23 protein-coding genes and 2 pseudogenes are annotated in these 25,696 nt (G+C 71.2%); 15 read left to right on the top strand and 10 right to left on the bottom strand.

The window, feature by feature from the left end:
* From KBA23_RS08405 to KBA23_RS08390, 4 genes and pseudogenes are all read right to left on the bottom strand, one after another.
* Positions 1-264: pseudogene (locus KBA23_RS08405) on the bottom strand (hypothetical protein); the annotation flags it as partial.
* 145 nt (positions 265-409) lie between these two features.
* Positions 410-808 carry a 6-carboxytetrahydropterin synthase gene (locus KBA23_RS08400; protein ID WP_290739306.1) on the bottom strand — a complete coding sequence of 133 codons (399 nt, stop codon included), beginning with the start codon at positions 806-808 and terminating at the stop codon, positions 410-412.
* Positions 809-818: 10 nt separating this feature from the next.
* Positions 819-1,778 carry a zinc-binding alcohol dehydrogenase gene (locus KBA23_RS08395; protein ID WP_290739303.1) on the bottom strand — a complete coding sequence of 320 codons (960 nt, stop codon included), beginning with the start codon at positions 1,776-1,778 and terminating at the stop codon, positions 819-821.
* On the bottom strand, positions 1,775-2,482 hold the full coding sequence (locus KBA23_RS08390) for an HAD family hydrolase (protein ID WP_290739300.1): 708 nt from the start codon (positions 2,480-2,482) through the stop codon (positions 1,775-1,777). Before KBA23_RS08390 ends, KBA23_RS08395 begins: the two co-directional genes overlap by 4 nt.
* Before the next feature lie 46 nt (positions 2,483-2,528).
* Here KBA23_RS08390 and KBA23_RS08385 point away from each other — a divergent pair, with 46 nt between their 5' ends.
* Positions 2,529-2,978, top strand: a complete 450-nt coding sequence (locus KBA23_RS08385) for a thioesterase family protein (RefSeq protein WP_290739297.1) — start codon at positions 2,529-2,531, stop codon at positions 2,976-2,978.
* Here KBA23_RS08385 and KBA23_RS08380 read toward each other — a convergent pair.
* On the bottom strand, positions 2,957-3,235 hold the full coding sequence (locus KBA23_RS08380) for a DUF3572 domain-containing protein (RefSeq protein ID WP_290739294.1): 279 nt from the start codon (positions 3,233-3,235) through the stop codon (positions 2,957-2,959). The two genes, KBA23_RS08385 and KBA23_RS08380, sit on opposite strands and share 22 nt — an antisense overlap.
* A 120-nt stretch (positions 3,236-3,355) precedes the next feature.
* Between KBA23_RS08380 and KBA23_RS08375 the strand changes: the two genes are divergently transcribed.
* The 7 genes from KBA23_RS08375 to ugpC all read left to right on the top strand — a co-directional run bounded on the left by KBA23_RS08375 (position 3,356) and on the right by ugpC (position 11,940).
* Positions 3,356-4,741 (top strand): PleD family two-component system response regulator, encoded by a 1,386-nt coding sequence (locus KBA23_RS08375; protein ID WP_290739291.1) that lies wholly within the window; start codon positions 3,356-3,358, stop codon positions 4,739-4,741.
* A gap of 652 nt (positions 4,742-5,393) precedes the next feature.
* Entirely contained in the window at positions 5,394-6,449 is a 1,056-nt protein-coding gene (locus KBA23_RS08370; protein ID WP_290739288.1) for a LacI family DNA-binding transcriptional regulator, read from the top strand.
* Positions 6,450-6,476: 27 nt separating this feature from the next.
* Positions 6,477-7,745: a sugar ABC transporter substrate-binding protein gene (locus KBA23_RS08365; RefSeq protein WP_290739282.1), complete on the top strand. Its 1,269-nt coding sequence runs from the start codon at positions 6,477-6,479 to the stop codon at positions 7,743-7,745.
* Positions 7,746-7,903: 158 nt separating this feature from the next.
* Positions 7,904-8,986: a carbohydrate ABC transporter permease gene (locus tag KBA23_RS08360; RefSeq protein WP_290739279.1), complete on the top strand. Its 1,083-nt coding sequence runs from the start codon at positions 7,904-7,906 to the stop codon at positions 8,984-8,986.
* Entirely contained in the window at positions 8,986-9,864 is an 879-nt protein-coding gene (locus tag KBA23_RS08355; protein WP_290739276.1) for a carbohydrate ABC transporter permease, read from the top strand. Before KBA23_RS08360 ends, KBA23_RS08355 begins: the two co-directional genes overlap by 1 nt.
* An 11-nt stretch (positions 9,865-9,875) precedes the next feature.
* Positions 9,876-10,838, top strand: a complete 963-nt coding sequence (locus tag KBA23_RS08350; RefSeq protein ID WP_290739273.1) for a levansucrase — start codon at positions 9,876-9,878, stop codon at positions 10,836-10,838.
* A 31-nt stretch (positions 10,839-10,869) separates the two neighbouring features.
* Positions 10,870-11,940 (top strand): sn-glycerol-3-phosphate ABC transporter ATP-binding protein UgpC, encoded by a 1,071-nt coding sequence (gene ugpC / locus KBA23_RS08345; RefSeq protein WP_290739270.1) that lies wholly within the window; start codon positions 10,870-10,872, stop codon positions 11,938-11,940.
* Between the two features lie 209 nt (positions 11,941-12,149).
* Here ugpC and KBA23_RS08340 read toward each other — a convergent pair whose 3' ends face one another.
* Complete coding sequence (locus KBA23_RS08340) at positions 12,150-12,347, bottom strand: peptidoglycan-binding domain-containing protein (protein ID WP_290739312.1); 198 nt, start codon at positions 12,345-12,347, stop codon at positions 12,150-12,152.
* A gap of 30 nt (positions 12,348-12,377) precedes the next feature.
* Here KBA23_RS08340 and KBA23_RS08335 point away from each other — a divergent pair, with 30 nt between their 5' ends.
* Positions 12,378-14,360, top strand: coding sequence for a heme lyase CcmF/NrfE family subunit (locus KBA23_RS08335; RefSeq protein WP_290739266.1), 1,983 nt, complete (start codon positions 12,378-12,380; stop codon positions 14,358-14,360).
* Positions 14,360-14,815, top strand: a complete 456-nt coding sequence (locus tag KBA23_RS08330) for a cytochrome c-type biogenesis protein (protein WP_290739309.1) — start codon at positions 14,360-14,362, stop codon at positions 14,813-14,815. The genes KBA23_RS08335 and KBA23_RS08330 overlap by 1 nt, the downstream gene beginning before the upstream one ends.
* An 11-nt stretch (positions 14,816-14,826) precedes the next feature.
* Here KBA23_RS08330 and KBA23_RS08325 read toward each other — a convergent pair whose 3' ends face one another.
* Together KBA23_RS08325 and KBA23_RS08320 are read right to left on the bottom strand one after the other, a co-directional pair.
* Complete coding sequence (locus KBA23_RS08325) at positions 14,827-15,309, bottom strand: DNA polymerase III subunit chi (protein WP_290739264.1); 483 nt, start codon at positions 15,307-15,309, stop codon at positions 14,827-14,829.
* Positions 15,310-15,460: 151 nt separating this feature from the next.
* Positions 15,461-16,935 (bottom strand): annotated as a pseudogene (locus tag KBA23_RS08320) (leucyl aminopeptidase).
* A gap of 86 nt (positions 16,936-17,021) precedes the next feature.
* Here KBA23_RS08320 and lptF point away from each other — a divergent pair.
* From lptF to rsmA, 5 genes are all read left to right on the top strand, one after another.
* The gene (gene lptF / locus KBA23_RS08315; protein WP_290739261.1) at positions 17,022-18,137 is read left to right on the top strand and encodes an LPS export ABC transporter permease LptF; all 1,116 of its coding nucleotides are present in this window, start codon (positions 17,022-17,024) and stop codon (positions 18,135-18,137) included.
* Complete coding sequence (gene lptG / locus KBA23_RS08310; RefSeq protein WP_290739259.1) at positions 18,134-19,225, top strand: LPS export ABC transporter permease LptG; 1,092 nt, start codon at positions 18,134-18,136, stop codon at positions 19,223-19,225. The genes lptF and lptG overlap by 4 nt, the downstream gene beginning before the upstream one ends.
* Complete coding sequence (lptD, locus tag KBA23_RS08305) at positions 19,218-21,422, top strand: LPS assembly protein LptD (RefSeq protein WP_290739256.1); 2,205 nt, start codon at positions 19,218-19,220, stop codon at positions 21,420-21,422. The genes lptG and lptD overlap by 8 nt, the downstream gene beginning before the upstream one ends.
* A 47-nt stretch (positions 21,423-21,469) precedes the next feature.
* Positions 21,470-22,741 carry a peptidylprolyl isomerase gene (locus tag KBA23_RS08300; RefSeq protein ID WP_290739254.1) on the top strand — a complete coding sequence of 424 codons (1,272 nt, stop codon included), beginning with the start codon at positions 21,470-21,472 and terminating at the stop codon, positions 22,739-22,741.
* A gap of 94 nt (positions 22,742-22,835) precedes the next feature.
* On the top strand, positions 22,836-23,711 hold the full coding sequence (rsmA, locus tag KBA23_RS08295; RefSeq protein WP_290739251.1) for a 16S rRNA (adenine(1518)-N(6)/adenine(1519)-N(6))-dimethyltransferase RsmA: 876 nt from the start codon (positions 22,836-22,838) through the stop codon (positions 23,709-23,711).
* A 20-nt stretch (positions 23,712-23,731) separates the two neighbouring features.
* On the opposite strand, the gene KBA23_RS08290 is transcribed toward rsmA, so the two are convergent.
* Together KBA23_RS08290 and prmC are read right to left on the bottom strand one after the other, a co-directional pair.
* A complete protein-coding gene (locus KBA23_RS08290; protein WP_290739248.1) occupies positions 23,732-24,577 on the bottom strand; it encodes a DUF4167 domain-containing protein in 846 nt (281 codons plus the stop codon).
* Positions 24,578-24,787: 210 nt separating this feature from the next.
* Positions 24,788-25,615, bottom strand: coding sequence for a peptide chain release factor N(5)-glutamine methyltransferase (prmC, locus tag KBA23_RS08285; RefSeq protein WP_290739246.1), 828 nt, complete (start codon positions 25,613-25,615; stop codon positions 24,788-24,790).
* Positions 25,616-25,696: the final 81 nt, after the last annotated feature.

Here is a 25,696-nt window from a genome sequence, read left to right as displayed (position 1 = left end):
GGCCGGGACCGAGCCGAACGTCCGCGCCGCCGCTGCCGCATCCTCCGCGCGCGGAAACGGGAAGTCGCCCGCCACGGGCAGGTGGCGGACCTCCCAGCCGAGTTCTCGCAGGCCCGCGATGAGGCGGCGGTCGTAGCCGTAGCCCCCCGTCGGCGTGTCGAGATCGCCGGGAATGGCGAAATGGACGACGGGGCGCCCGCCGTTCGTCCGGGTCGGCGCGCCGCCGCGCGCCGCGACGCGGTTGTCGTCCCCGGTCACGCTCATACCGGCGGGCTCATGAAACGACTCGCGGACCCTTTTTTGACCTCTATCACTTTTATCGTGCGTACTCAGGTAGTTACCCTATCTATCACGCGTGTTAGGCGTGTTAGCCCGTGTTGCGCCGGGTGGCCTGGCAGGCTCGCCGGTATCAGAGGTCGCCCTCGCGCCAGGCGCGGGCGACGTGGCTCTCGTGCAGGGTGACGCGCAGGCGGCGAAGCGCCCGCCCACCCTCGCCGATCGCCCCGGAGCGGGCGGCGGCGGCGAGCGCGTCCCAGACATGGGCGCAAAGCGCCTCGGTGGTAGTCAGCCGCCCGGCGAACTCCGCCACCTCGTCGAGATTGCGATAGCGCAGCGGCGCGAGCGCGCCGGCGAGCGCCTCGGTCGCGAGGCCGATGTCGACGACGATCCCGTTCCGGTCGAGCGTCTCGGCGAAGAAGGCCGCGTCGACGACATAGGTGGCCCCGTGCAGCCCCTGCGCCGGGCCGAATACCGGCGACGGCAGGCTGTGGGCGATCATGATGTGGTCCCGGACCTCGACGGCGAACATGGCTCCCCCTTCAAAGGTAGCGGACGCGATGGCAGAGGGTCGCGGGGTCGTCAAGGATGCCGGCATAGCGCGCCGGCAGTTCCGCGAATGGCGTCTCGCCCGAGATCAGCGCGTCGAGCGCCGGATCAGCCGCCAGCGCCAGCGCCACGGCCAGCCGGCGCCGGTTCGTCCAGCGCGGCGCGCGGCCGGCGGGCACGCGGCCGACCTGGCTCGACACCAGCCGCAGGCGGCGGGCGTGGAACGCCGCGCCGAGCGGCACGACCGGATCGCGGTTCCCGTGCCAACTCGCCTCGACCACCGTCGCCTCCTCGCCCGCCGCCGCAAGGGCGGTGGCGAGGCCGGCGGCGGAGCCGCTGGCGTTGATCGCCACGTCGCAGTCGGCGGGCGCGTCCGCCGGGGCGGCGAAGCCGCAGCCGAGCCGCGCCGCGAGCCCGGCGCGGTCGGGGTTCACGTCGACGAGCGTCGCCTCGGCGCCCGGGATGCCGGCGCAGAGCCAGGCCGCGAGTGCGCCGACGACGCCGGCCCCGACGACGGCCACGCGGTCGCCGGGGCCGACGCCCGCGTCCCACACCACGTTGAGCGCCGTCTCGAGGTTGGCGGCGATGACCGCGCGCGCGGTCGGCGTGTCATCCGGCACCGGCAGGCAGGCGCTCGCCGGCACGGCGAAGCGGTCCTGATGCGGGTGGAGCACGAACACCGTGCGGCCGCGCAGCGCCGCGGGCCCGGTCAGGGCGCGGCCGACCGCCGCGTAGCCGTACTTGACCGGAAAGGGGAAGTCGCCTTGCTGGAAGGGCGCGCGCATTCGCTCGCGGACGGCCTCGGGGACGCCGCCGCGGGCGACCAGCGCCTCGGTGCCGCGGCTGATCCCGCTCCAGAGCGTCGCGACGACGACCTCGCCCACCGGCTCCGGCTCGCCGCGCAACTCGACCCGGCCGGGCCCGGTGAGCCAGAGCGCCCGGGGCGCACTCACGCGTCGAGGCCGAGCCAGGCCGGCAGCGCGGCCACCCCGGGCAGCACCACGTCGGCGAGCGGCGCGAGCTCCTCGGCGGTGGCCGGGCCGGTCAGGACGCCGATCGTGGTCATGCCGGCGGCGCGGCCGCTCGCGAGGTCGTGGGCGCTGTCGCCGACCATCGCGCAGGCCGAGGGCGGCAGGCCGGTGGCGCGGCAGAACGCCTCGAGCATCCCCGGCTCCGGCTTGCCGCCATGGCCGCTGTCATAGCCGGCGACGAAGGCGAAACGGTCGAGCACGCCCGCGCGCCCGAGATGCGCCCGCGCCGGCCCCTCGGCGTCATTGGTGGCGAGCCCGAGCGTCAGGCCGGCGGCGCGGAGCCGGTCGAGGAGCGGCGCGAGCGGCGCGGCCTCGACCTGTGGCGCGGCGGCCGTGGTCTCGAGCACGCGCCGGCGCAGCCCGGCCTCGTCGAGGCCGGGCAGCGCGTTCAGCGCCGCGGCGATCACCACCTCCATCGTCCCGGCGATCACCGGGCTCTGCGGGTGGAAGCGGCCCGCGTCGCGATCGAAGCCGAGCGCCGCGGCGAGCGCGTCGGCACGGGCCGGATCCGCGCCGGCCAGCTCGCGAACGAAGTCCGCGCACCAGATCCCCCAGGTCGCCTGGAAGTCGAAGAGCGTGCCGTCCTTGTCGAAAACGAGGCCGCGGATCGGCTCAGGCGGTTGCACCGGCCCCTCCGCTCGCTAGGCTCGGGCGGTCCCGATGGAGTCCCCCATGCGCCCTGCCCCGCCCGATCGCGCCGATTTCCCGCATTTCGATGTCTACCCCATCCGCTGGCGTGACAACGACGTCTACGGCCACATGAACAACGCCGTCTACTACGAGTATGCCGACAGCGTCGTGGCCCGCTGGCTCACGGGCCCCGGCGGGCTCGCGGTGCCGGACGGCCCGGTGATCTGCCTCGTCGTCGAGACCGGCTGCACCTATTTCGGCAGCCTCGGCTTTCCCGACACGGTCGAGGCCGGGTTGCGGCTCGACCGGGTCGGCGGATCGTCGATCACCTACGAGATCGGGCTTTTCGCGGCGGGCGCGCCGACCGCGGCGGCGCGGGTGCGTTTCGTCCATGTCTGCGTCGACAGCGTCACGCGGCGGCCCGCGCCGGTCCCGCCCGGGCTGCGCGCCGCGCTGGCCGCGCTCGGCCCTCACGTCCAGTCGGGCGCATAGCCGCCGGGCAGCGCCGCGCGCGCCCGGGCGACGCGATCGGGCGGCACGCCGGCCTCGGCGGCGAAGGCGATGGTCCATTCCTCCGAAGCGAGAACGTGATCGAGGACGAAGCCGAGAAACTCCGGGTCGGCGGCGCGCGCCCGTATGTCCGCCGGGCCCGCGCCGCTCGCGGCGAGAAACGCCTCCAGCGCCTCCGGCCGGCCGGCGAGCCAGATCAGCGCCTCGCGCGCCAGCGTCGTCGCCTCGGATTCCGTCACCTTGCGCCTCCCCGGCGGCCCGCTCCCGGGGGGCCCGTTACACCATTCGTTAATCTGTTTCCTCCTAAGGTCCAGCCTCATGACGGGGCGGGATCGCGCGCCCCGAGGGGAGGTCGCGGGATGTCGGGTCGGGTGCTGGTTGTCGACGACGTGGCGACGAACCGCCTGCTCCTGCGCGCCAAGCTCTCCTCCGCCTACTACGACGTCTCGGTCGCCGAGAACGGCCACCAGGCGCTGGAAATGGCGCGGCGCGAGCAGCCCGACATGGTGATGCTCGACGTGATGATGCCGGACCTCGACGGCTTCGCCGTCTGCGCGATGCTGAAGTCCTCCGAGGACACCGCGCACATTCCGGTGGTCATGGTCACCGCGCTCGACACGCCGGAGGAGCGCATCCGCGGGCTCGAGGTCGGCGCGGACGACTTCCTGTCCAAGCCCTTCAACGACCTCGCGCTTTTCGCCCGCGTGCGCAACCTCATGCGCATGAAGATGATGTTCGACGAGCTGCGCCTGCGCGACATGACCTCGCGCGAGCTCGGGCTGACCGACTTCGTGTCGGAGCAGGAGATGGAGCTCGACGTCGGCGGCTCGATCCTGCTCGCGCCGCCCTGCCTCGCCCAGGGCGCGGCATGGGCCGGGGAGCTCGAGAGCCGGCTGAACCTCTCGACCATCGTCACCTATTCCGAGCGCGAGGCCCTCAACCTCGCGCGGCTCGAGCAGCCCGACTGCTTCGTCGTGCACCTGCGGCTGATGGAGGGCGGCGACGGGCTGCGCCTCGTCTCGGCGCTGCGCGCGCGGCCGGAGACGCGGCAATCGGCGGTGATCCTCGTCGTCGACGCGGGCGACGTGACCAGCGCCGCCAAGGGGCTCGACCTCGGCGCCTCGGACTACATCGAGGCGCCCTTCGACATGAACGAGCTGATCGTGCGCGTGCGCTCGCAGCTTCGCCGCAAGCGCTATTCCGACCGGCTGCGCACCAACGTGCGCAACGGCCTCAAGATGGCGGTGATCGACCCGCTGACCGGCATCTACAACCGCCGCTACGCCGCGCAGCACCTGCACCGGGTGATGGAGCGCGCCCGCGAGACCGACGGGGTCTTCGCGGTGATGATGATGGACCTCGACAAGTTCAAGTCGATCAACGACCGATTCGGCCACGACGCCGGCGACGCGGTGCTGAAGGAGTTCTCGCGCCGCTTGCAGGAGAACATCCGCGGCGTCGATCTCGTCGCGCGGTTCGGCGGCGAGGAGTTCTTCGTCGCGATGCCCGACATCGACCACGCCGCCGCGGCCGCCGCCGGCGAGCGCATCCGTCGCGCCGTCGAGGGCGCGCCGTTCGTGGTGCCCGGCGCCGACCCGATCCTGGTGACGGTCTCGATCGGCGTCGCCATCGCCGGTCCCTCCGACCAGGACGCCGAGCAGATCATCAAGCGCGCCGACAGCGCGCTCTACGAGGCCAAGGACACCGGCCGGAACCGGGTGACCTTCTTCGCCGCCGCCGCCTGAGGGTCCTTGCTGCCGCGCCTGAGCAGCTCGATCTCGAGTTTCTGCGCCGCGATAATCGTAACCCTCCGCCGAGGGCCGCCTCCGCCGCGACGCGCGCCTCGGCCGCCTGAAGGGGCGACGCGCAGGGCCTCGATCTCGCTCGGCTCGTCGGTCACGAACCGTGTTTATTTCGCATCGCCAATATGTTGGAGCGAAATCGTCGGCCGGATCACCCAACGGCTGGCGGGCGGCGCGACCGACATGCGGCGGACATGAACAGCCTGGCGCTGCCGCCCGCCTGCGCGGATTGAGGCGCTGGCAGGCGGGCGGCGGCGCGGTGGCCATCGCGGGTTCTCCGGTAGGGTCGGGTTGTAACAACCAACCTGATCGGAGACCTACGATGCCTACGCGAAAATCCTGAGGGAACGGGCCGGGAGCCGTGGCAGGCGATCAGGCTGGCGGCGCGCCCTGTCGTCCGATCGCGGCCGGATGGCGTACGAGTTGTCAGTACTCGCTCGGCCTCGGCTATGTGAACCTGCCTCAACCGGCTCGAACACCGGGCGGACGGAGGCGCGGCAGACGTCCGCCGAGCCCCTTGTGCGAATCATTCTTTCAGCATATGACACCGGTGTCATGGCCGTTGTCGTGACCTTCTCAGGGCTCGGTGGTGTGGATGGCGACGATCTATGACGTTGCGAAGGCCGCGGGAGTCTCGCCAAAGACCGTGTCCAGGGTGATGAACGGCGATGCGCCGGTGAACGCCCGAACGCGGGAACTCGTCGACGCGGCGATGGACCAGCTCGGCTACGTTCCCTCCAGCGCCGCACGGACCATGCGGTCCAGCCGGACCGGGCTCGTCGGGCTCGTCACCGGCGCGATCAGCGGGCCGCAGGCCGCTGGGGGGGCAACTGGCCTGCCCGACCTGCAGATCGTGCAGGGCATCCAGCGGGTGCTGGCGGACCATGGGATGACCCTCCTGATCTCGGACACCGGCGGCCGCTTCGATCAGGTCCCGCGGCTCCTGCGCACGCTGCATGAGCACCGTGTGGAGGGCATCTTCTACGTTGCCCCGCATCATCAGCGCATCGCCTTGCCGCAAGCGTCGGGGTCGCGGCTGGTGCTGGTGAACGGGTTCGACGACGCCGGAACCCCGTGCGTGCTGCCCGACGACGCCGACGGTCAGCGGCAGCTCGTCGCCGCTCTCGTCGCCGCCGGCCACCGCCGCATCGGCTTTCTGACGCTCCCGCAGGGCTTCGTGGCCCACGAACAAAGGCTCGATGGCTACCGCCGGGCGCTCGAGGCGGCGGGCATTCCCTATGACCCGGGCCTCGTCATCCAGGGCGACTACGACGGTCAGGCGATCGAGCGCGAGCGGCTGTCGGAAGCCATCGACCTTCTCTTCGCCCTCGACCCGCCGCCGACGGCGCTTTGCTGCGGCAATGACCGGCTCGCGGTCGCGGTTTACGGCATCCTTCGGGCCCGCGGCGTCCCGGTGCCGGAGCAGATGTCGGTCGCCGGCTACGATGACTACCGGGTGATCTCGGAGACGCTGTTCCCCCAGCTCACCACGATGGAGCTCCCCTACCACCGCATGGGCGCGGCGGCGGCGCGACTGATGCTCGGCCAGTTGCGCGGGCAGGAGCCGCTCGTCGCGGGCCATCGCGTCGAGGTGCAGGGCGAGCTACGATGGCGTGCCTCGGTGGTGCCGGGGCCCGGCCAACGGCACTGACGAACCAAAACAACCAGGAGGAAGATGATGACCACACTTGCGCGGATCAGCGCGGGCCTGCTGATGACGACCTGCCTGGCCGGAGCGGCCGCGGCGCAGACCGAGCTCACGTTCTGGCAGCACGGCGCCGGGAACGCGTGGGAGGGAAAGATCTTCGGCCAGATGGTGGAGGAGTTCAACGCCTCCCAGTCGGACTGGAAGGTGACGTTCCAGCAGTTTCCGCAGGCCGCCTACAACGACTCGGTGACCGCCGCGGCGCTGTCGGGGGAGCTGCCTGACATCCTCGACGTCGACGGGCCGGTGATGCCGAACTGGGCCTGGGCCGGGTATCTGGCGCCGCTCGAGATCACCAGGGAGGAGCTTGCCGGCTTCCTGCCCGGCACGATCGGGGTGTGGAAGGATCAGGTCTATTCGGTCGGGCTCTGGGACGCGGCGGTGGCGATGATCACCCGCAAGTCGATCCTCGACAAATACGGCATCCGCGTCCCGACGCTGGAGCAGCCCTGGACGGGCGAGGAGTTCAACGCGGCGCTCGCCACGATCAAGGAGAGCGGCGACTTCGCCTATCCGCTCGATCTCGGCATGTGGGACAAGGGCGAGTGGTACCCTTACGCCTATTCGCCGTTCCTGCAGAGCTTCGGCGGCGACATCGTCGACCGCTCGACCTACCAGACGGCGGAGGGCGTGCTGAACGGCGACGCGGCGGTCGAGTTCGGCGAATGGTGGCAGGGCCTCTTCGCCGACGGGCTGGCGCCGGGCGGCTCGCAACCCCCCGCCGACGGACCCGAGGCGCTGGGCTTCCGCGAGGGCAAGTATGCGATCACCTGGGTCGGCAACTGGAACGCGGCGGCCGTGCTGAAGGACTTCGGCGACGACGCGCTGTTCCTGCCGGCGCCGGACTTCGGCAACGGACCGAAGATCGGCGCGGGTTCGTGGCAACTCGCCGTCTCGGCCCAGAGCGACAACAAGGAAGGCGCCAACGCCTTCATCCGCTTCGCGCTTCAGGACAAATACCAGGCGATGTTCTCCGACGCCTCGGGCCTCGCCCCCGCCACGGCGAGCGCGGCCGCGATGACCGAGAACTACAAGGAGGGCGCGCCGATGGCGGTCTTCTACGACCTCAGCGCCGAGCAGGCGCTGGTGAGGCCGGTCACGCCGGGCTACGTGGTCGAGGCGCGCGTGTTCCGCAAGGCGCTCGCCGACATCGCCGACGGGGCGGACGTCGTCACCGCGCTCGACGCGGCGGTGGACGAGATCAACGCCGATATCCAGAACAACCAGGGCTATGGTCACTGAGCGGTCGCCCGCGGGCGTGCGTCCGCGACGAAGCCGCTGAAACAGAACGGACAGCTTCAGGGCGTTGACCAGGCCTCGCCCGAAGCCAGCGCGCTGATCCGGCCCCCCCTCCCTCCCAGGGGGGCCGGACCCGAACCACCCTTTCTGGGGAAGAGGCCATGGCCGCAACACCAACCCGCCTATTGTCTTCGAACCGCGCCGGCTGGGCGATGGCCGCGCCGGCGGTCGCGCTGATCCTGCTCTTCATCATCGTGCCCTTCGCGCTGGCCTTCGGGTTCAGCTTCACCAACCAGCGCCTGTTCTCGCCCAATCCGACGCAATGGGTCGGCACGGCCAATTTCGAGCGGCTGCTCGGGGTCAGTACGCTGACCCTGGAGCCCGAGCGCGACGCGAGTGGCGCGGTCGTGCTCGACGACGACGGTCAGCCGGAATATCCGCGCCTGCGCGGCTACACCCGCAACAACCCGGACTATCCGCACCTGCAGGGCAAGCAGGAGTGGTTCAGCTTCGGCTGGGGCGAAAGCCGGGTCTATGTGCTCGCGAACGACGTCGTATTCATGAAGTCGCTGCGGAACACCTTCCTCTTCGTGTTGGTGGTCGCGCCGCTCCAGGGCGGGCTCGCGCTCCTGCTCGCGGTGATGATCAACCAGAAGCTCAAGGGCATCAACTTCTTCCGCACCGTCTACTTCATGCCGGTGGTGGTCTCGATCGTCGTCGTCTCGCTGCTCTGGCGCTTCATCTACGCCGGCGACAACGGCCTCTTGAACAGCGCGCTCTCCTGGCTGACCTTCGGGGCGTTCAAGCCGGTCGACTGGCTCGGCAACCCGGCGACGGCGCTGCCGGCGATCATCGTCATGTCGATCTGGCAGGCGGTCGGCTTCCACATGGTGATCTGGCTCGCCGGGCTCCAGTCGATCTCGCCGACGCTCTACGAGGCGGCGAACATCGAGGGCGCGTCGCGCTGGCAGGCGTTCCGCTACGTCACCTGGCCCGGCCTGCGCAACACCGCCGTACTGGTGCTCATCGTCATCACCATGCAGGCCTTCGCGCTCTTCGCCCAGATCGACGTGATGACCAAGGGCGGCCCGGTCGACTCGACGCAGACCATGGTGTTCCAGGCCGTCGAGCGCGGTTACCGCAAGCAGGACATCGCCGCCGGCTCGGTGATCTCGGTGGTCCTGTTCCTGATCGTGCTGACCATCTCGCTCGTGCAAGGCTACCTGACCCTGGAGAAGAAGTGATGGCGACCGTCGAAGGAAAGAACACGTCCCTTGACCGGACCTGGCGCTACGCGCTCCTCATCATCGGGGCGGTGATCTTCATCTTCCCGCTGCTCTTCATGGTGATGTCCTCGCTGAAGCCGGACCAGCAGCTCCTCTCCGACACCGGAAGCCTGCGCGCCTTCCTGCCGGTCGGCGACATCTCGTTCGACAACTACTTCGGCGCGTTCCGGCGGGCGCCGGTCGCGACCTTCATCTTCAACTCGGTGCTCGTCACCGGCGTGACCGTGGTGCTGTCGCTCTTCGTCTGCTCGCTGGCCGCCTTCGCCTTCGTGTTCATGAACTGGCGCGGACGCGACTTCGTGCTCGCCGTCATCATCGCGACGCTGATCGTGCCGTTCGAGACGATCGCGATCCCGATGCTGATCGTCGTCAACAACCTGCCGTGGCTGTCGGGCGACGGCGTGACGCTCGGATGGCTCAACACCTACCGCGTGCAGATCGTGCCGTTCGTCGCCGACGGGCTGACGATCTTCCTGTTCGTGCAGTTCTTCAAGGACCTGCCGCGCGAGCTGATCGAGGCCTGCCGCGTCGAGGGCGCGACCTGGTTCCAGATTTACTGGCGCGTGGTGATGCCGCTCTCCGGCCCGGTGCTGGCGACCGGGGCGATCCTGAAGTTCCTCGCCATGTACAACCAGTACCTCTGGCCGCTGATGGTGACGCAGGACGAGGGATTCCGGCCCGTCATGGTGGGCCTGCAATACTTCTTCCAGCTCAATCCGGTCTGGGGCGAGCTGATGGCCTATCTCTCGGTCATCACCGTGCCGGTGCTCGCCTTCTATCTCTTCCTGCAACGCGCTTTCATCGCCTCGATCGCCTCGACCGGCGTCAAGGGCTGAGGAGTCTCTGAATGACCATCGCACTGCCGACCAAATGGGTCTGGGACAGCTGGTACGTCCGCGACGGCGACCTCTGGCACGTCTTCTTCCTCCAGGCCGACAAGGCGCTGAAGGATCCCGACCTGCGCCACTTCAACGTGAGCCAGGGCCACGCGACGAGCCGCGACCTGCGCAACTGGGAGCACAAGGGCACCACCTTCGCGCCGGCGGAGTCGCCGGCGTGGGACGACTACACCACCTGGACCGGCTCGGTGGTGAAAGGCGGCGACGGCCTCTGGCACCTGTTCTATACCGGCGGCAGCCGAGCGGAGGACGGGCTGAAGCAGCGGATCGGACACGCCACGAGCACCGATCTGCACAACTGGCGGCGGGTCGGCGACGGGCTCGCGCTCGACATCGACGACCGCTACGAGGAACTCAGCCCCGGCCACTGGCACGACCGGGCGATGCGCGACCCGTGGGTGATGCGCGATCCGGCGGGCGACGGGTGGCTCATGTACTTCACCGCCCGCGTGCCGGGCGTCGCGGAGCCGAACGCCGGCGGCGCCATCGGCTTCGCCACCTCGCCCGATCTCTACGACTGGACGTTGCAGGCGCCGGTCTACGCCGGCGGAACCTTCGGACAACTCGAGGTGCCGCAGGTCTTCGAAGCCGGCGGGCGCTGGTACTGCCTGTTCTGCACCGCCCCCGAGCACTACTCCCGGGCCTATGCGGCAAGCTATCCGGGCCGGCCGGTCCGCGGCTCGCATTACCTCACAGCCGAGGATCCGCGCGGACCGTGGACGGTGGCTCCGGGGCCGTTCCTCGACGGCGACCCGGCGGTCGACCGCTACGCGGCGCGCATCGTCGACACAGGGGACGGGCTCGCCCTCCTCGGCTTCCTGCACAACCCCGGCGGCGGCGCCTTCGTGGGCGAGATCCCCGACCCGACGCCGTTGACGATCGACGGGGACGGCCGGCTGCGGCTCGGCTGAAACGCAACGGGTTCCTGGAGGAAACGGAAAAATGGCGGACGTGAAGCTGGTCGACCTGAAAAAGAGCTACGGCAACGTCGACATCATCAAGGGCGTGAGCCTCGACATCAAGCACGGCGAGTTCGTGGTGTTCGTCGGCCCCTCGGGGTGCGGCAAGTCCACGCTGCTCCGGATGATCTCGGGGCTCGAGGAAATCACCGGGGGCGATCTCTACATCGACGGCCAGCGCGTCAACGACGAGCAGCCGCGCGAGCGCGGCATCGCCATGGTGTTCCAGTCCTACGCGATCTTCCCGCACATGACGGTGCGCGAGAACATCGGCTTCGGCCTGACCCTCGCCGGCACGCCGAAGGCCGAAAAGCAGAAGGCGGTGGACGAGGCGGCGCGCATCCTTCAGATGGAGCATCTCCTCGGCCGCAAGCCGAGCCAGCTCTCGGGCGGGCAGCGGCAGCGGGTGGCGATCGGGCGGTCGATCGTGCGCAAGCCGAAGGTCTTCCTGTTCGACGAGCCGCTGTCGAACCTCGACGCGGCCCTGCGCGTCGACATGCGCATGGAGATCGGCAAGCTGCACCACGACCTAGACGCCACCATGATCTACGTGACCCACGACCAGGTCGAGGCGATGACGCTCGCCGACAAGATCGTGGTGCTCAGGGCCGGCGAGGTGATGCAGGTCGGCTCGCCGCTCGAACTCTACCACAATCCGGCCAACCAGTTCGTCGCCGGCTTCCTCGGGTCGCCGAAGATGAACTTCCTCGACGTCGAGGTGAAGGAGACCGGCGGCGGCCGCGTCACCGTCGCCTCGCCGGCGCTGGAGCCGGTGTCGATCCCGCACGCGGTGGGCCGCTTCGCCCCCGGCGGCCGGGCGGTGCTCGGGGTGCGGCCGCAGTTCCTGCACCCCGGCCAGGTCGCCGACGGCGGCCACTTGCACGGCAAGGTCGGCCTGATCGAGCGGCTCGGCACCGAGACCGTGCTCGCGGTCGACCTCACCGCCGGCGGCAAGATCGTCGTCGCCCTCGACGGCGACCGCCCGTTCGATCTCGGCTCGGAGGTGCTGCTCGGCTTCGAGCCCGAGCGGGCGCATCTGTTCGAGGCAGCCTGACCGAACACGGGGGCGAGTGGCGCCACCCCTGGCTCGAATGGACTTGGCTAGCAACGCCGTCCTCCCTCACCGGCCCGGGAAGCGCCACAACCATGGCACGCCCCGGGTTCAGCGCCGCGTAGGCGCCGAGCATCTTCGCGGCGGCCTCGATCTTCCACCCGATGCGGATGGCGAGGTCGGGCACGCCGATCCCCGACCATACCGTCTCGTCACCTTCGTCCCGCGCGGATCGTTGAACCGCAGGTCGCCCGTCCGACTACCCCGTCGGCGACGAGTCCCTTTGATTCCTGGAAGCGCTTGATCGCGTTGATGGTCTGTCTGCCCCGAACGCCATCGACGTCTCCGGGATTGAAGCCAAGCTTGTGCAACCGCTGTCCCGGTTTGCACCCCCCGCCGTTTCGGCGCATAAGGAGCCGACCCCGCGGAGCGCCAGGGAAATGATCACCGAACTCGGGCATTTCGCCCTGATCCTCGCCCTGCTCGTGGCGATCGTGCAGGCCGTCGTGCCGATGGTGGGCGCCCAGCGCGGCTGGACCGACTGGATGCGCGTCGCGGTCCCGGCGGCCACGGTGCAGTTCGCCCTCGTCGCCCTCGCCTTCCTCGCCCTCGTCCACGCCTTCGTCGTCTCGGACTTCTCGGTGCGGCTCGTGGCCGGGAACTCCCATTCCGCGAAGCCGATGCTCTACAAGGTCACCGGGACCTGGGGAAACCACGAGGGGTCGATGCTCCTCTGGATCCTCATCCTCACGCTTTTCGGCGCCATGGTCGCCTGGTTCGGCTCCAACCTGCCGCCCACGCTCAAGGCGCGCGCGCTCGCGGTGCAGGCGCTCATCGGCGCGGCCTTCCTCGCCTTCGTGCTCCTGACCTCGAACCCGTTCGCCCGCCTCGATTTTCCGCCGATCGACGGCGGCGACCTCAACCCCCTCCTCCAGGACCCCGGCCTCGCCTTCCACCCGCCCTTCCTCTATCTCGGCTATGTCGGCCTCTCGATGGCCTATTCCTTCGCCATCGCCGCGCTGATCGAGGGTCGCGTCGACGCCGCCTGGGCGCGCTGGGTACGGCCCTGGACGCTGCTCGCCTGGAGCTTCCTCACCATCGGCATCGCGCTTGGCAGCTTCTGGGCCTATTATGAGCTCGGCTGGGGCGGCTGGTGGTTCTGGGATCCGGTCGAGAACGTCTCGTTCATGCCCTGGCTCCTGTCCGCCGCGCTCCTGCACTCCGCGATCGTCGTCGAGAAGCGGGACACGCTGAAGAGCTGGACGATCCTGCTCGCCATCCTCGCCTTCTCGTTCTCGCTCATCGGCGCCTTCGTGGTGCGGTCGGGGGTCATCACCTCCGTCCATGCCTTCGCCAACGATCCCGAGCGCGGCGTCTTCCTGCTCCTGATCCTCGGGGCGTTCATCGGCGGATCGCTGACGCTCTACGCGGCCCGCGCCCACGCGATGCGCTCCACCGCGGCCTTCTCGACCGTGAGCCGCGAGGCGGGGCTGCTCGTCAACAACCTCCTCCTCGTCACCGCGACCCTCGTCGTCTTCTTCGGCACGATCTGGCCGCTGGTGGCGGAAGTGCTCACGGGACGCAAGATCTCGGTCGGGGCGCCGTTCTTCGACACGGCGTTCACGCCCTTCATGGTCGCCATCGCCGTGATCCTGCCGGTTTTCGCGACGCTGCCCTGGAAGCGCGGCGACCTCGGCCGCGCCATGCGCCCGCTGCGCGGCGCGCTCGCGCTCTCGGTCGCTCTCGGCGCGCTCGCCTGGACGCTCCAGACCGGCCGCTCGATGCTCGCGCCGATCGGCGTCACCCTCGCCGCCTGGCTGGTTCTCGGTTCGGCGGTCGAGATTGCCGAGCGCGTGCGCCTCGGCAGGGCGCCGCTCGCCGAGAGCCTGCGGCGCGCCGGCAACCTCCCCCGCGCCGACTGGGGCAAGGCGATCGCGCATGCGGGGTTCGGCCTGACCATCTTCGGCGTCGCCTGCGTCACCGCCTGGCAGAGCGAGGACATTCGCGCCATGAACGTGGGCGACAGCGTCGCCATCGCCGGCTACGAACTGCGCCTGGACGGCGTCGAGCGGAGCGAGGGCCCGAACTACTTCGCCGACACGGCCCGCGTCGCCGTGATCCGCGACGGACGCGAGGTCGCCGTGCTCGCGCCCGAGCGCCGCGTCTACCCGGTGCAGGGAATGCCCACCACCGAGGCCGCCATCGACCGCGGCCTGACGCGCGACCTCTACGTCACGCTCGGCGATCCGCAGCAGGGCGGCGGCTGGGCCGTCCGCACCTACGTCAAGCCCTTCGCCAACTGGATCTGGCTCGGCGCGCTCGTCATGGCGGCCGGCGGCGCGGTCAGCCTCAGCGACCGTCGCTACCGCGTCGGCGCGCCGATGCGCCGGCGTCCGTCCGTGGGCCTCGCCCCGGCCGAATGATGCGCGCCCCCGGCCTTCTCCTCGCCCTCGTCGCGCCCGTCGCCGCCTGGGCGATCCAGCCCGACGAGGTGATGTCCGACCCCGCGCAGGAGGCGCGCGCCCGCGCCATCACCGCCGAGCTGCGCTGCGTCGTCTGCCAGTCGGAATCGATCGACGAATCGAACGCGGACATCGCCCGCGACCTGCGGATGCTGGTGCGCGAGCGCATCGCCGCCGGCGACAGCGACGAGGAGACGCTCGCCTATGTCGTCGACCGCTACGGCGAGTTCGTGCTGTTCCGCCCGCCGATGACCGCGGCCAACGCGCCGCTGTGGCTGGCTGGCCCGGTGATCCTGATCTTCGGCTCGGCCCTCGTCGCGGCGATCCTCCGCCGCCGCGCCCGCGAGGCGCGCATTCCGCGCGCCGGCCTCACGCGGGAGGAACAGGCCCGCCTCGACGCGCTGATGAAGGACTGACCGCGGCTCGGTCAGGCCGTCCCGCCGCTCGCCTTCAGCATCCAGCGGCCGTTCTCCTGGCCCCAGTACTTCGCCGGCAGGCCGGCGGCGACCACCGCGCGCCAGTCGTCGCGGGCGGCCGCGACCGCCGCCGCGTCACCCGCGTCGAAGAACAGGCAGGCCCGCTCGTATCCCGCCATCTCGTCGACGCCGGCCCGCGCGCCCAGCGCCAGCATCAGCACGTTGGCCCCGTTGGCGTTCTCCGCGCTGCGGGTCAGCAGCACCGGCTGGCGCGCGTCGTGCCGCCCGCCCGCCACCCCGTGCGGCAGGAAACCGTCCTCGCGAAAGGTCCAGAGCCGCTCGTCGAGGAAGGCCAGCCCGGCGTCGGACCCCACGCGCAGCAGCACCCGCCACCCGCGCTCGAGCGACCGCTCCAGCAGGTTCGGCAACGCCGCCTCGACGGGCGACTCGCTCAGCCGGTAGAACAGGATCTCCGCCACCGGCCGCGCTCTCATACGGCCTCCGCCCGAATGCCTCGCGCCTGCATTAACGATCCAATTCCGACTCTTTTGGTTGGCATATGCGTTGTGCATACGTTGTGCATAAGGCGTGCATCGAAGAATCCGCCGTAAACCTTTGACGTCGAAGTCTTCGGACGAAACCGCATCACGCCTCGAATCGGACCCGGATCAGCCGGTCGAGCGTGCGCACACCCCAGCCGGTGGCGCCCTTCGGCCCGAGATCGTGTCGCGCGAGAGCGAGGCCACCCCGGCGATGTCGAGATGGATCCAGGGCACCTCGTCCCGCACGAACCGCCTGAGGAACCGCGCCGCCGTCACGGAGCCGGCCGGCCGGCCACCGGTATTGGCCACATCGGCGACCCGGCTCTTGATCTGGCGGTCGTAGGACGCCGCCAGCGGCAACCGCCAGGCCCCTTCCTCCTCTTCGGCCGCGGCGGCGAGGAACTGGTTCGCCAGCACGTCGTCGCTGGCGAAGACCCCGGCCATCTCGTGGCCGAGCGCAATGACGCAGGCGCCGGTCAGCGTCGCCAGATCGATGATCGCCCGCGGCGCAAAGCGCTCCTGCGCATACCAGAGAACGTCGGCCAGAACGAGCCGGCCCTCGGCGTCGGTGTTGATGACCTCGATCGTGTCGCCCTTCATCGAGCGGACCACGTCGCCGGGACGCTGGGCCTTGCCGTCGGGCATGTTCTCGACCAGGCCCACCAGCCCGACGACGTTGGCGCGGGCCCCGCGCGCGGCGATCGCGTGCATCACGCCCGCGACGACGCCGGCGCCCCCCATGTCCATGGTCATGTCCTCCATGCCGGCGGCGGGCTTGATCGAGATGCCACCGGTGTCGAAGACCACCCCCTTGCCGACGAGCGCAAGCGGCGCCGCGTCGTCGCCGCCGTTCCAGCGCATCGCCACGACACGGGGCGGGCTCTCCGAGCCCTGCGACACCCCGAGGAGCGCGCGCATCCCGAGCGCCCGGATCGCGGCCTCGTCCAGAACTTCCACCTCGACCCCGAGATCGCGCAACGCTTCCAGCCGTTCGGCAAAGGCGATGGTGGTCAGGACGTTCGCCGGCAGGTTCACCAGATCCCGCGTCAGCAGGACGCCCTCGGCGACCGCCTCGCGCGGGGCCCAGGCGGCGGCCGCGGCCCCCGGGTCGCGGACGTGGAACGTCACGGCGTCGTTGGGAGCCCGCCAGTCCTTCTCCGGGGTGCGGAACTCGCGGAACTCATAGGCGCGCAAGGTCAGGCCGAGCGCTATCTCGGCGAGCTGCGGCGCCCGCCCCGCAACGACCGAGAGCGGCGCCTCGGCGTTGAAGCCGGCGATCGTCGCGCCCGCCTTGCGCGCCTGCGCGGGCGTCGCCTTGCGCGGCAGCTTTACCGCGAGCAACGCCTCGGCCGCGAGGCCGGAGGGGAAGGCGAGCGTCAGCCCCTCGCCGGGCTTGAGGCGCGCGAAGGCGCCGCTCGTCGCCACGCGGCGCAGGAGGCCGCGCGCCCGGGCGTCGAGACGGCGCGCCGCGGGGTCGAGCCTGCCCTCCTCGTCGAGGAACACCGCGACGCGGCCCCCAAGACCGGCGATCGCCTGCGCGTCGGCGGCGACGAAGCTCGATTGCACTGGCGCGGTCACGGGCGTCTCCACTAGGTTGCCGAACGTCGCGCCGGTCTATCGCGAGCCCCGTGGCTTGGCGAGTCCCGCGGGCGAAGGGAGGAGCCTTGACGCGTCTGGACCGTTACCTGCTGCGCCAGCTGGTCGTCGCCTTCGGGTTTTTCCTGCTGGTGTTCACCGGCGTGGTCTGGCTGACCCAGGCGGTGCGCCTGATCGACACCGTGGTGGCGAGCGGGCGCGGCGGGCGGATCCTGCTCGAATTCTCCGCCTTCGTCCTGCCGGACGTGCTCGTCATCGTGATCCCGCTGTCGGGCATGGGCGCGGCGCTCTACACGCTCAACCGGCTCTACTCGGAAAGCGAGCTCGTCGTGATGATGACGGCCGGCGTCGGGCCCTGGGCCCTGATGCGCCCGGTGGCGACGTTCGGCGCGCTGATAGCAGCGATGATGGCGGTGACGCTGACGGTCCTCGTGCCGCTCGGGGGCGCAGCACTCGCCACGCGCACGCAGGAGATCAGCTCGGACCTCGCCAGCGCGCTGATCGTCGAACGCCAGTTCCTGCACCCGATCACCGGGCTCACGCTCTTCATTGGCCGAACCGACCGCGCCGGCGAGATGTCGGGCGTCTTCCTCCACGACCAGCGCGACCCGGAGCGCCCGGTGACCTACGCCGCCGAGGCCGCCCTGCTGCTGCGCGACGGGAACGAGGCGCGGCTCGTCATGCGCGACGGCGTCGCGCTCGCCCTCGACAAGGAGGCGCGCCAGTTGAGTGCCGTGGAATACGACCAGTTCGTCTTCGACCTCTCCGATCTCGTGAAGGTCGACGAGGACCGCGCTCCGCGCCCGGCGGAATACCCGATCGCGATGCTGCTGAACCCGACGCCCGAGATGCTCGGCAAGGGGCGCTTCGAACTCGGCCAGTACGTCGCCGAGGCGCACTACAAGATCACGCTGCCGCTTCTCGCCTGGCTCTATCCTCCCATTGCGCTGGTGACGCTGCTCGCGGGCGGCTATCGCCGGTCGGGCTTCGGGCGGCGGGTGATCGTCGCGGTGGCGGTCGCGGTGGCGATGCAGTCCATCGCCATCGTCACCCGCGCCCGCGTCCAGGACGACGCGACGCTCTGGCCGGCGATGTATCTTCCCATCCTGATCGGGCTCTCCTATGTCGGCGCCCTGCTTTGGCGGCTCGGCCGTCCCACTCGGCCGCGGGGGGCGCCGGCATGACGCTCGCGCGCTATCTGCTCGTCTGCTTCCTCAAGGCCCTCATCGCCGTGCAGGCGGTGATCGCGCTTATCGTCCTCTCGGCCGCCGGCGTGGAGAACCTGCGCCGCTTCTCGGACTCGCCGGCCGCCTCGGTCCTGCAAGTGACGGTCCTTCAGTCGCCGGAGGTCCTGTACCAGGCGACGCCGCTCGTCCTGATGCTCGCGAGCCTCGTCACCTTCCTGCGGCTCGCGCGCACCAGCGAGCTCGTCGTCATGCGCGCCTCCGGCGTCTCGGCGCTGCGGCTGATCGCCGTTCCCGCCGCGGCGGCGATCGCGCTTGCCTGCGTGATGGTCGCGGCGGTCAACCCGATCGTGGCCGCATCGATCCAGCGCGGCGCCGACATGCAGGACGCGTTGCGCGGCCGCGACCCGAGCCGCCTCTCGGTCTCAAGGGACGGGCTCTGGCTGCGCCAGGCCGACCCCGAGGGCCAGACCGTGATCCAGGCCGCGCGCACCAACTCCGACGGCACGGCGCTGACCGAGGCGCGGTTCACCCGCTTCGACGGCGCCGGCCGGCTCTATGCGCGCATCGAGGCAGGCACCGCGCGTCTGGACCCGGGCGGCTGGACGCTGGAGCAGGCGCTGCGGTGGGAGCGCACGCCGGACGGCCGCTTCGACCCCACGCCGCTGGCCGATGGCCGGCTCAGCATTCCCACGACGCTCACCCGCGAGCAGATCATCGAGAGCTTCTCGCCGCCCGAGACGGTCTCGTTCTGGGAACTCGGCCGCTTCATCGGCCAGATGGAGGACGCGGGCTTCTCCGGGCGCCGCTACCGGCTGTTCCTCCAGAGCGAACTCGCCAAACCCGCGCTCTATTTCGCCATGGTGCTGATCGGCGCCGCCTTCGCGCTTCGCCCGGCGCGCTTCGGGCAGGTCGGCGTGATGATGCTCTTCGCCGTCCTTGCCGGCTTCTCGCTCTACTTCCTCAAGGATTTCGCCGAATCCCTCGGCGCGAGCGGGGCGCTGCCGCTGATGGTGGCGGCCTGGACGCCGCCGGTCGCCGCCATCCTCCTCGCCCTCGGGCTGCTCCTGCACCTCGAAGATGGCTGAGCAGCGTCGCGCCCTCGCCCTCGCCGCCGCCCTCGCGTTGGCGCTCGCCGCCACTGGGCCCGGCGCGGCGCAGGAGGCTCCTTTCGCCGCGCCCGAAGAGCCGGTTGCGCTCGTGGCCGACCGCGTCAGCTACGACGACGCCACCGGCCTCCTCGTCGCCGAGGGCTCGGTCGAGGTGCTTTATCGCGGCATCATCCTGCGTGCGCCGCGGATCGTCTATGACGAGCGCAACGACAAGGTCAGCGCGGAGGGCCCCATCGTCCTCGTCGATCCCGACACCGGGGTCCTCCTCGCCGACCGGGCGGCGCTGACCCCCGATCTCGCGAACGGCCTGATCGAGGGCGCCCGCCTGCTCATCGCCGACCAGCTCCAGATCGCCGCGGTGGAGGCGCAGCGCCGCGACGGCCGCTTCGTCACCCTCGACCGGGTCATCGCGTCGAGCTGCACCGTCTGCCCCGGCAACCCGACCCCAACCTGGGCGATCCGCGCCAGGCGCGTCACCGAGGACGAACTCGCCCAGCGCATCTATTTCGACAACGCCCGGCTCGAGGTGCTCGGCGTGCCCGTCGCCTGGCTGCCCTGGCTCTCGATCCCGGACCCGCGCGCCGAGCGCGCGAGCGGCTTTCTCGCGCCGATCTTCCTCAACTCCCAGATCTACGGCGCGGCGATCAAGACGCCCTACTACTACGTCCTCGGACCCTCGTCCGACATGACGATCACCCCCTTCGTCACGAGCCAGGGCGGGTTCCTCGCCGAGGGCGAGTACCGGCGCCGATTCACGCGCGGCGGGATCGACGTCGGCGGCGTCCTCGCCCTCGACGACGGGCTCGAGGACGACATCGGCGGCGACAGCACGCGCTGGTTTCTCTACGGGAACGGGGACTACGATCTCGGGCGCGGCTTCGTCTTCGATTTCGACGCCAGCATCGTCTCCGACGACGTGTTCCTGAAACAGTTCGACTATTCCGACGCAGATCTGCTCACCAGCACCGCGAAGATCACCCGCACCCGCGCCAAGGACTACCTGCGCCTGGAAGGCATCGGCTTTCAGTCACTGCTCGAGAACGAGGACAAGCGCACCGTGCCGGCGGTCCTGCCCGACCTCGTTTACCGCCGCACGCTGGAGGAGACCCTCGCCGGCGGCCGTCTCGCCTACGACGTGGCGCTCCTCGGCATGACCCGCGAGCTTGGCCAGAGCATGGTCCGGGGAACCGGCGCCATTGACTGGCGCGCCGACTGGACGCTCGCCATGGGCCTGCGCGCCCACGCCACCGCGAGCGCGGCCCTCGACTCCTACCGGGTCTGGTCCGACGCCGACGACACCAACCAGACCACCTACGACGGCGACCCGCTCGGCCGCGCCACGCCGCTTGCCGCCGTCGAGTTGCGCTGGCCCTGGGTGCGCCGCGGCGCGAGCGGGGTCGACCAGGTGATCGAGCCGATCGCCCAGGTCGTCTGGTCCGACAGCCTCGGCGACACCGACGTGCCGAACGAGGACAGCGAGCTGCCCGAGTTCTCCTATTCGAACCTCTTCGCGCTCAACCGCTTCCCGGGCCGCGACCGGCTGGAGACCGGCCTGCGCGCCAACCTCGGCGTCCAGTACACCCGCACCGATCCGACCGGCTGGAACCTCGGCGCCACCCTCGGCCGCGTGCTGCGCGCCGACGACCTCGACCAGTTCCCCACGGGCACCGGCCTCGACGGCCGCTGGTCGGACTGGGTCGGGCTCCTGTCCGTCGGCTTCGACTGGGGGCTGAGCCTCTCGAACCGGATGCTCGTGCAGAGCGACCTCGACTTCACCCGCAACGAGTTCGCCGTGCAGTACGACGGCGAGCGCGGCAGGCTCGGGGCGAGCTACACCTACCTCGCCGAGGACGACAGCAACCCCTTCCTCGGCCCGCAGCCGGAGACCTCCGAGCTTGCGCTGGCGGCCCGTTACCGCGTGCATCCGAACTGGGAGGTCCGGGGCAACTGGCGCTTCGACGCGGCGAGCGGCTCCAACGTCCGCGCCGGGGCCGGGATCACCTACGGCAACGAGTGCGCCGAGATCGACCTTTCCGTCTCGCGTCGCTACACGTCATCGGATAACCTGCCGCCCGCGACGACGATCGGGTTCGGGGTGCGCCTCGCCGGGCTCGGCGCGTCGGGGTCGGCCGAGTGGCCGCCACGGGCCTGCGTCGGCGTTGCGCTGCGTTGACGGGGGAGCGGCAACCAAAGGGGCGCACGAGGTTGGGCGGCATGGTTTTGCGAGGTTTTGTTCTGGCGCTCGCGTACCTGGCGAGCGGCGCGGCGATGGCGCAGGTCGTGACCTTGCCGCCCACCGCGCTGCCGAGCGCCGCTCCGGAGCCGCCCGCCGCGGCGACCGTTCCCGTCGGCCCTGGCCCCGACGCCTCCGCCGTCGCGCCCGGCCTGCCCATCCGCACCCTCGGCGCGCCGGACCAGGCGGCCGCGCCCGCCGCGCCGACCGGGATCCCGCCTGCCCCGCTCGATTCTCTGTCCGAGGAGGCCGCCCCCGCCCCGGCGCCGGCGGCCCCGGGCGACATCGGCCCGCAGGGCGTCCCGCTGCGCACCCTGCCGCAGGCGCAGCCCCGCGCCGCCGCGCCGCAGCAGCCGGCCCCGCCGAGCCGCGTGGTCTCCACCGCGCCCGCAGGCGTCACGCCGTTCTCGCCGGCGCTGACCGTCAACAACGGCGCCGTCACCTGGTACGACATCGACCAGCGCGCCGCGCTACTGTCCGCGCTCGGAGCGCGCGGCGACGTGCGCAAGATTGCGGTCGAACAGCTCACCGAGGATGCGGTCAAGACGCAGGCAGCCAAGGCGCTGGAGATCGAGCTCCCCGAGGGCGCGGTCCAGTCGGGCATCGACGAGTTCGCCGCCCAGCGCGGCATCTCCGTCGACGACGTCTACACGGTGCTGGCGGCGCGCGGGATCGACAGCCAGACGATGGAGGACTTCGTCGAGGCCGGCCTGCTGTGGCGCGAGGTCGTGCAGGGCCGCTTCCGCCAGAAGTCGATGCCCTCCGAGGACGACCTCGACATCGCGCTCGCCACCGCCGTGAACGCGCCCGTCGAGATGGTGCAGCTCAGCGAGATCGCGCTCCCCTTCGACGATCGCAGCGAGCAGGAGACGATCGCGCTGGCCGACCGCCTCTCGCGTCAGGTCGGCAGCGCCGGCGCCTTCGCCGCGGCGGCCCGGCAGTACAGCCGTTCCTCCACCGCCGCGAACGGGGGCCGCATGGAGCCGATGCCGGCGGCGCAGTTGCCGCCGGCCATTCGCTCGCAGGTGCTGCTTCTCGGCGCCGGCGGCGTCACCCGGCCGATCCCGATCTCCGGCGGCCTCGCGATCCTCCGGGTCGATTCGCTGCGGCTCGAGGCGCCGGGCGCGAGGGATCCCGAGATCACCGACGAGGACGTGCGCAACCGAATGCGCGAGGAGATTTTCCAGCAGCGCATCAATACCTTCGGCCAGGGCTACCTCCAGGAGCTCCTGCGCGACGCCGTGATCGTGGAGCGATGACCGCGCCAGCCGCGCCGACCCTCGGCGACCCGGCCGGGACCGGTGCCGACCGTGCCGAGGCGCGGCGCCGACAGGTCCGGGGGGCGGTCCCGGCGTGACCCTCGCCGCCGACGGCCTGCCGCCGCTGCGCGAGGTGATCGCCGCGCACGGCCTCAGCGCCCGCAAGGGCCTCGGCCAGAACTTCCTCCTCGATCTCAACCTGACCGGCAAGATCGCCCGCCGCGCCGGCGACCTCGCCGCCTGCGACGTGCTCGAGGTCGGCCCCGGTCCGGGCGGGCTGACGCGCGCGCTGCTGGCGCAAGGCGCCCGCCGCGTCGTCGCCATCGAGCGCGACGCCCGCTGCCTGCCCGCGCTGGCGGAGATCGCCGCCGCCTGGCCCGGGCGACTGGAGGTCGTCGAGGGCGACGCGCTCGCCGTCGACGCCGCCGCGCTGTTGCGCCCGCCGATCCGCATCGTGGCCAACCTGCCCTATAATGTCGGCACCGAGCTGCTGGTTCGCTGGCTCACGCCCCCGGCGTGGCCGCCGTTCTGGACGAGCATGACGCTGATGTTCCAGAAGGAAGTCGCCGAGCGCATCGTCGCGCCCCCCGGCTCCAAGGCCTATGGCCGGCTCGCGATCCTCGCCCAGTGGCGTTGCGCCGCGCGAATCGCGTTCGAACTGCCGCCGCGCGCCTTCACGCCGCCGCCGAGCGTGACCAGCGCCGTCGTCCACCTCGACGCGCTGCCCGAGCCGCGCTTCCCGGCCGATCCGGGCACGCTGTCGCGCGTCGTCGCCCTCGCCTTCGGCCAGCGGCGCAAGATGCTGCGCGCCAGTCTGCGGCCTCTCGGCCCAGACGTCGAAGCGTGGCTCGGGGCTGCCGGGATCGCGCCGACCGATCGGGCCGAGACGGTCGACATCGAGCGCTTCTGCCGGCTCGCCCGCATTGTCGCCGCAAACGAAAGCGGCCGGGCGTCGCCGCCCGGCCGCTGAAGATCCCGGCTCCTTCCGCGTCAGGACGCGGCGGTCTCGCCTTCCGGGCGCGGCGCGCGCCGCCGCGGCCGGCCCCGCTTGGGCGCCGCGGGCGGTTCGGCCGCTGCCTCCGCCTCGGCGGGGGCCGCCGATGCCGTCGGCTCCGCTGGCGCCGGATCCGCGGGCTCAGGCTCGGGCTCGGCCGGCGCCGCCGCCTCCGCGACGCTCACGGATTGCGCCTCCGCGACCTCGGGGGCGGGCGCCGACATCGGCCGGAGCTCGACCGGCTCTGGCGCGCCGCGACTTTCCGGCGTCTCGATCAGACCGCTGTCATACGGATCGTCCGCGTCGATCGTCACGAGGCCCGAGCTGATCGCCGGCTGCGGCTGGCGTTGCTCGTTGCGGTCGTGCCGCGGCCGGTCGCCGCCAAAGCCTCCGTCCTCGCGCCTGTCGTCCCGGCGGGGCTCGTCGCGGCGCTGCTGCCCCTCCGGGCGCGGGCCATCGAAGCGCGACGCCTCGAAACGCTGATCGCCGCCGTCCCGCCGTTCCTCGCGGCGCTCCTCGTCCCGCTCGAACGCCTGTCGCTGCGCCTGCTGCTGCGCCTGCTGCTCGGCCTGCGCCTCGCCGAGGAGTCGGCTGTAGTGTTCCACATGCTGGAGGAAGCTCTGCTCGGCGACCCGATCGCCGGCAAGCTGCGCGTCGCGCGCCAGCAGCTGATACTTGTCGATGATCTGCTGCGGCGTGCCACGGACCTTGCCGTCGGGCCCCGCGCTCTCGAACACGCGATTGATGATGTTCCCGAGCGGCCTCCGATTGCTCATGTTCGGATTGTTGCCGCCGAGGTTGCCGGGCTTGTTCCTGGACCGCTGCTTGTTCGAAGGTCTCATGCCGTGATGATTTCCGCTTGCCTGACCTGATCGGCGTCGCTCCGGCCCCGCACGTGGCGGCGTCCCGGTCGTCTTTCCGATGCTGCGTCGCATCCGACCCCGCCCGCGCTTGGCGTCAAAAGCAGGCGTTCAGGTCTGGATATGAGGCAGATATATGCGGGCAGCGACAAAACACAAGCGAAAAAGCCCGGGCCGGCGCGGTCCGGTTGGTCAGCTCAGCTCCGCGACCCTGTCGCGCCCGTCGAGATCTGGCCGCACCCGGACGGCAAACCCGGCCGCGTCGAAGATCGCCGCGACCGATGCGCCCTGTCCGGCGCCGATCTCGAAGAGCGCGCGCCCGCCCGGCGACATCACGGCGCGGAGGCCCGTCGCGATCGCCGCATAGGCCTCGACCCCGAGCGGTCCGGGCGTCAGCGCCATTCGCGGCTCCCAGTCCCGCACCTCCGGCGCGAGCCCATCCACCTCCGGCGCGGCGATGTAGGGCGGATTGCCGACGACGAGCCCGAACGGCCCGCCGATCCCGGCGAGCCAGTCCGTCCGCACGAAACCCGCCCGCGCCCCGACCCCGTGCCGCGCGGCGTTCGCCGCGGCGACGGCCAGCGCGCCCGCGCTCATGTCCACCCCGACGCCGTAGGCGTCCGGCCAGGCGGCGAGCAGGCTCACGAGAATCGCGCCGCTGCCGACGCCGAGGTCGAGCACGTGGGCCGGGGGCGGGCCGGCCAGCGCGATCTCCACCAGAGCCTCGGTTTCCGGTCGCGGGTCGAGCACGTCCGCCGTCACGGCGAAGTCGCGCCCCCAGAACGCCCGCCGCCCGAGGATCTGCGCCACAGGCCGCCGCGCCGCCCGCGCCGCGACATGCGCGGCGAAGCGCGCCGCCGCTTGCGGCGCCAGCGGTTCGCGAAGGACCGGGGTCAGCCCCGCCGACCCGACCCCGAGCGCCGCGGCGAGAAGCGCGCGTGCGTCGCGAACCGGCTCGGCGACCCCCGCCGCCGCCAGTTCCACCGCCGCGGCTGCGAGCGCCGCCTGGACCGTGCTCATACGGCCTCCGCCTGAATGCCTCGCGCCTGCATTAACGATTCAATTCTGACTCTTTTGCTTGGCATATGCGTCGTGCATACG

The organism is Amaricoccus sp. (assembly GCF_017995835.1).
Classification (GTDB): domain Bacteria; phylum Pseudomonadota; class Alphaproteobacteria; order Rhodobacterales; family Rhodobacteraceae; genus Amaricoccus.
This window is presented reverse-complemented; position numbering and strand designations above follow the sequence as displayed.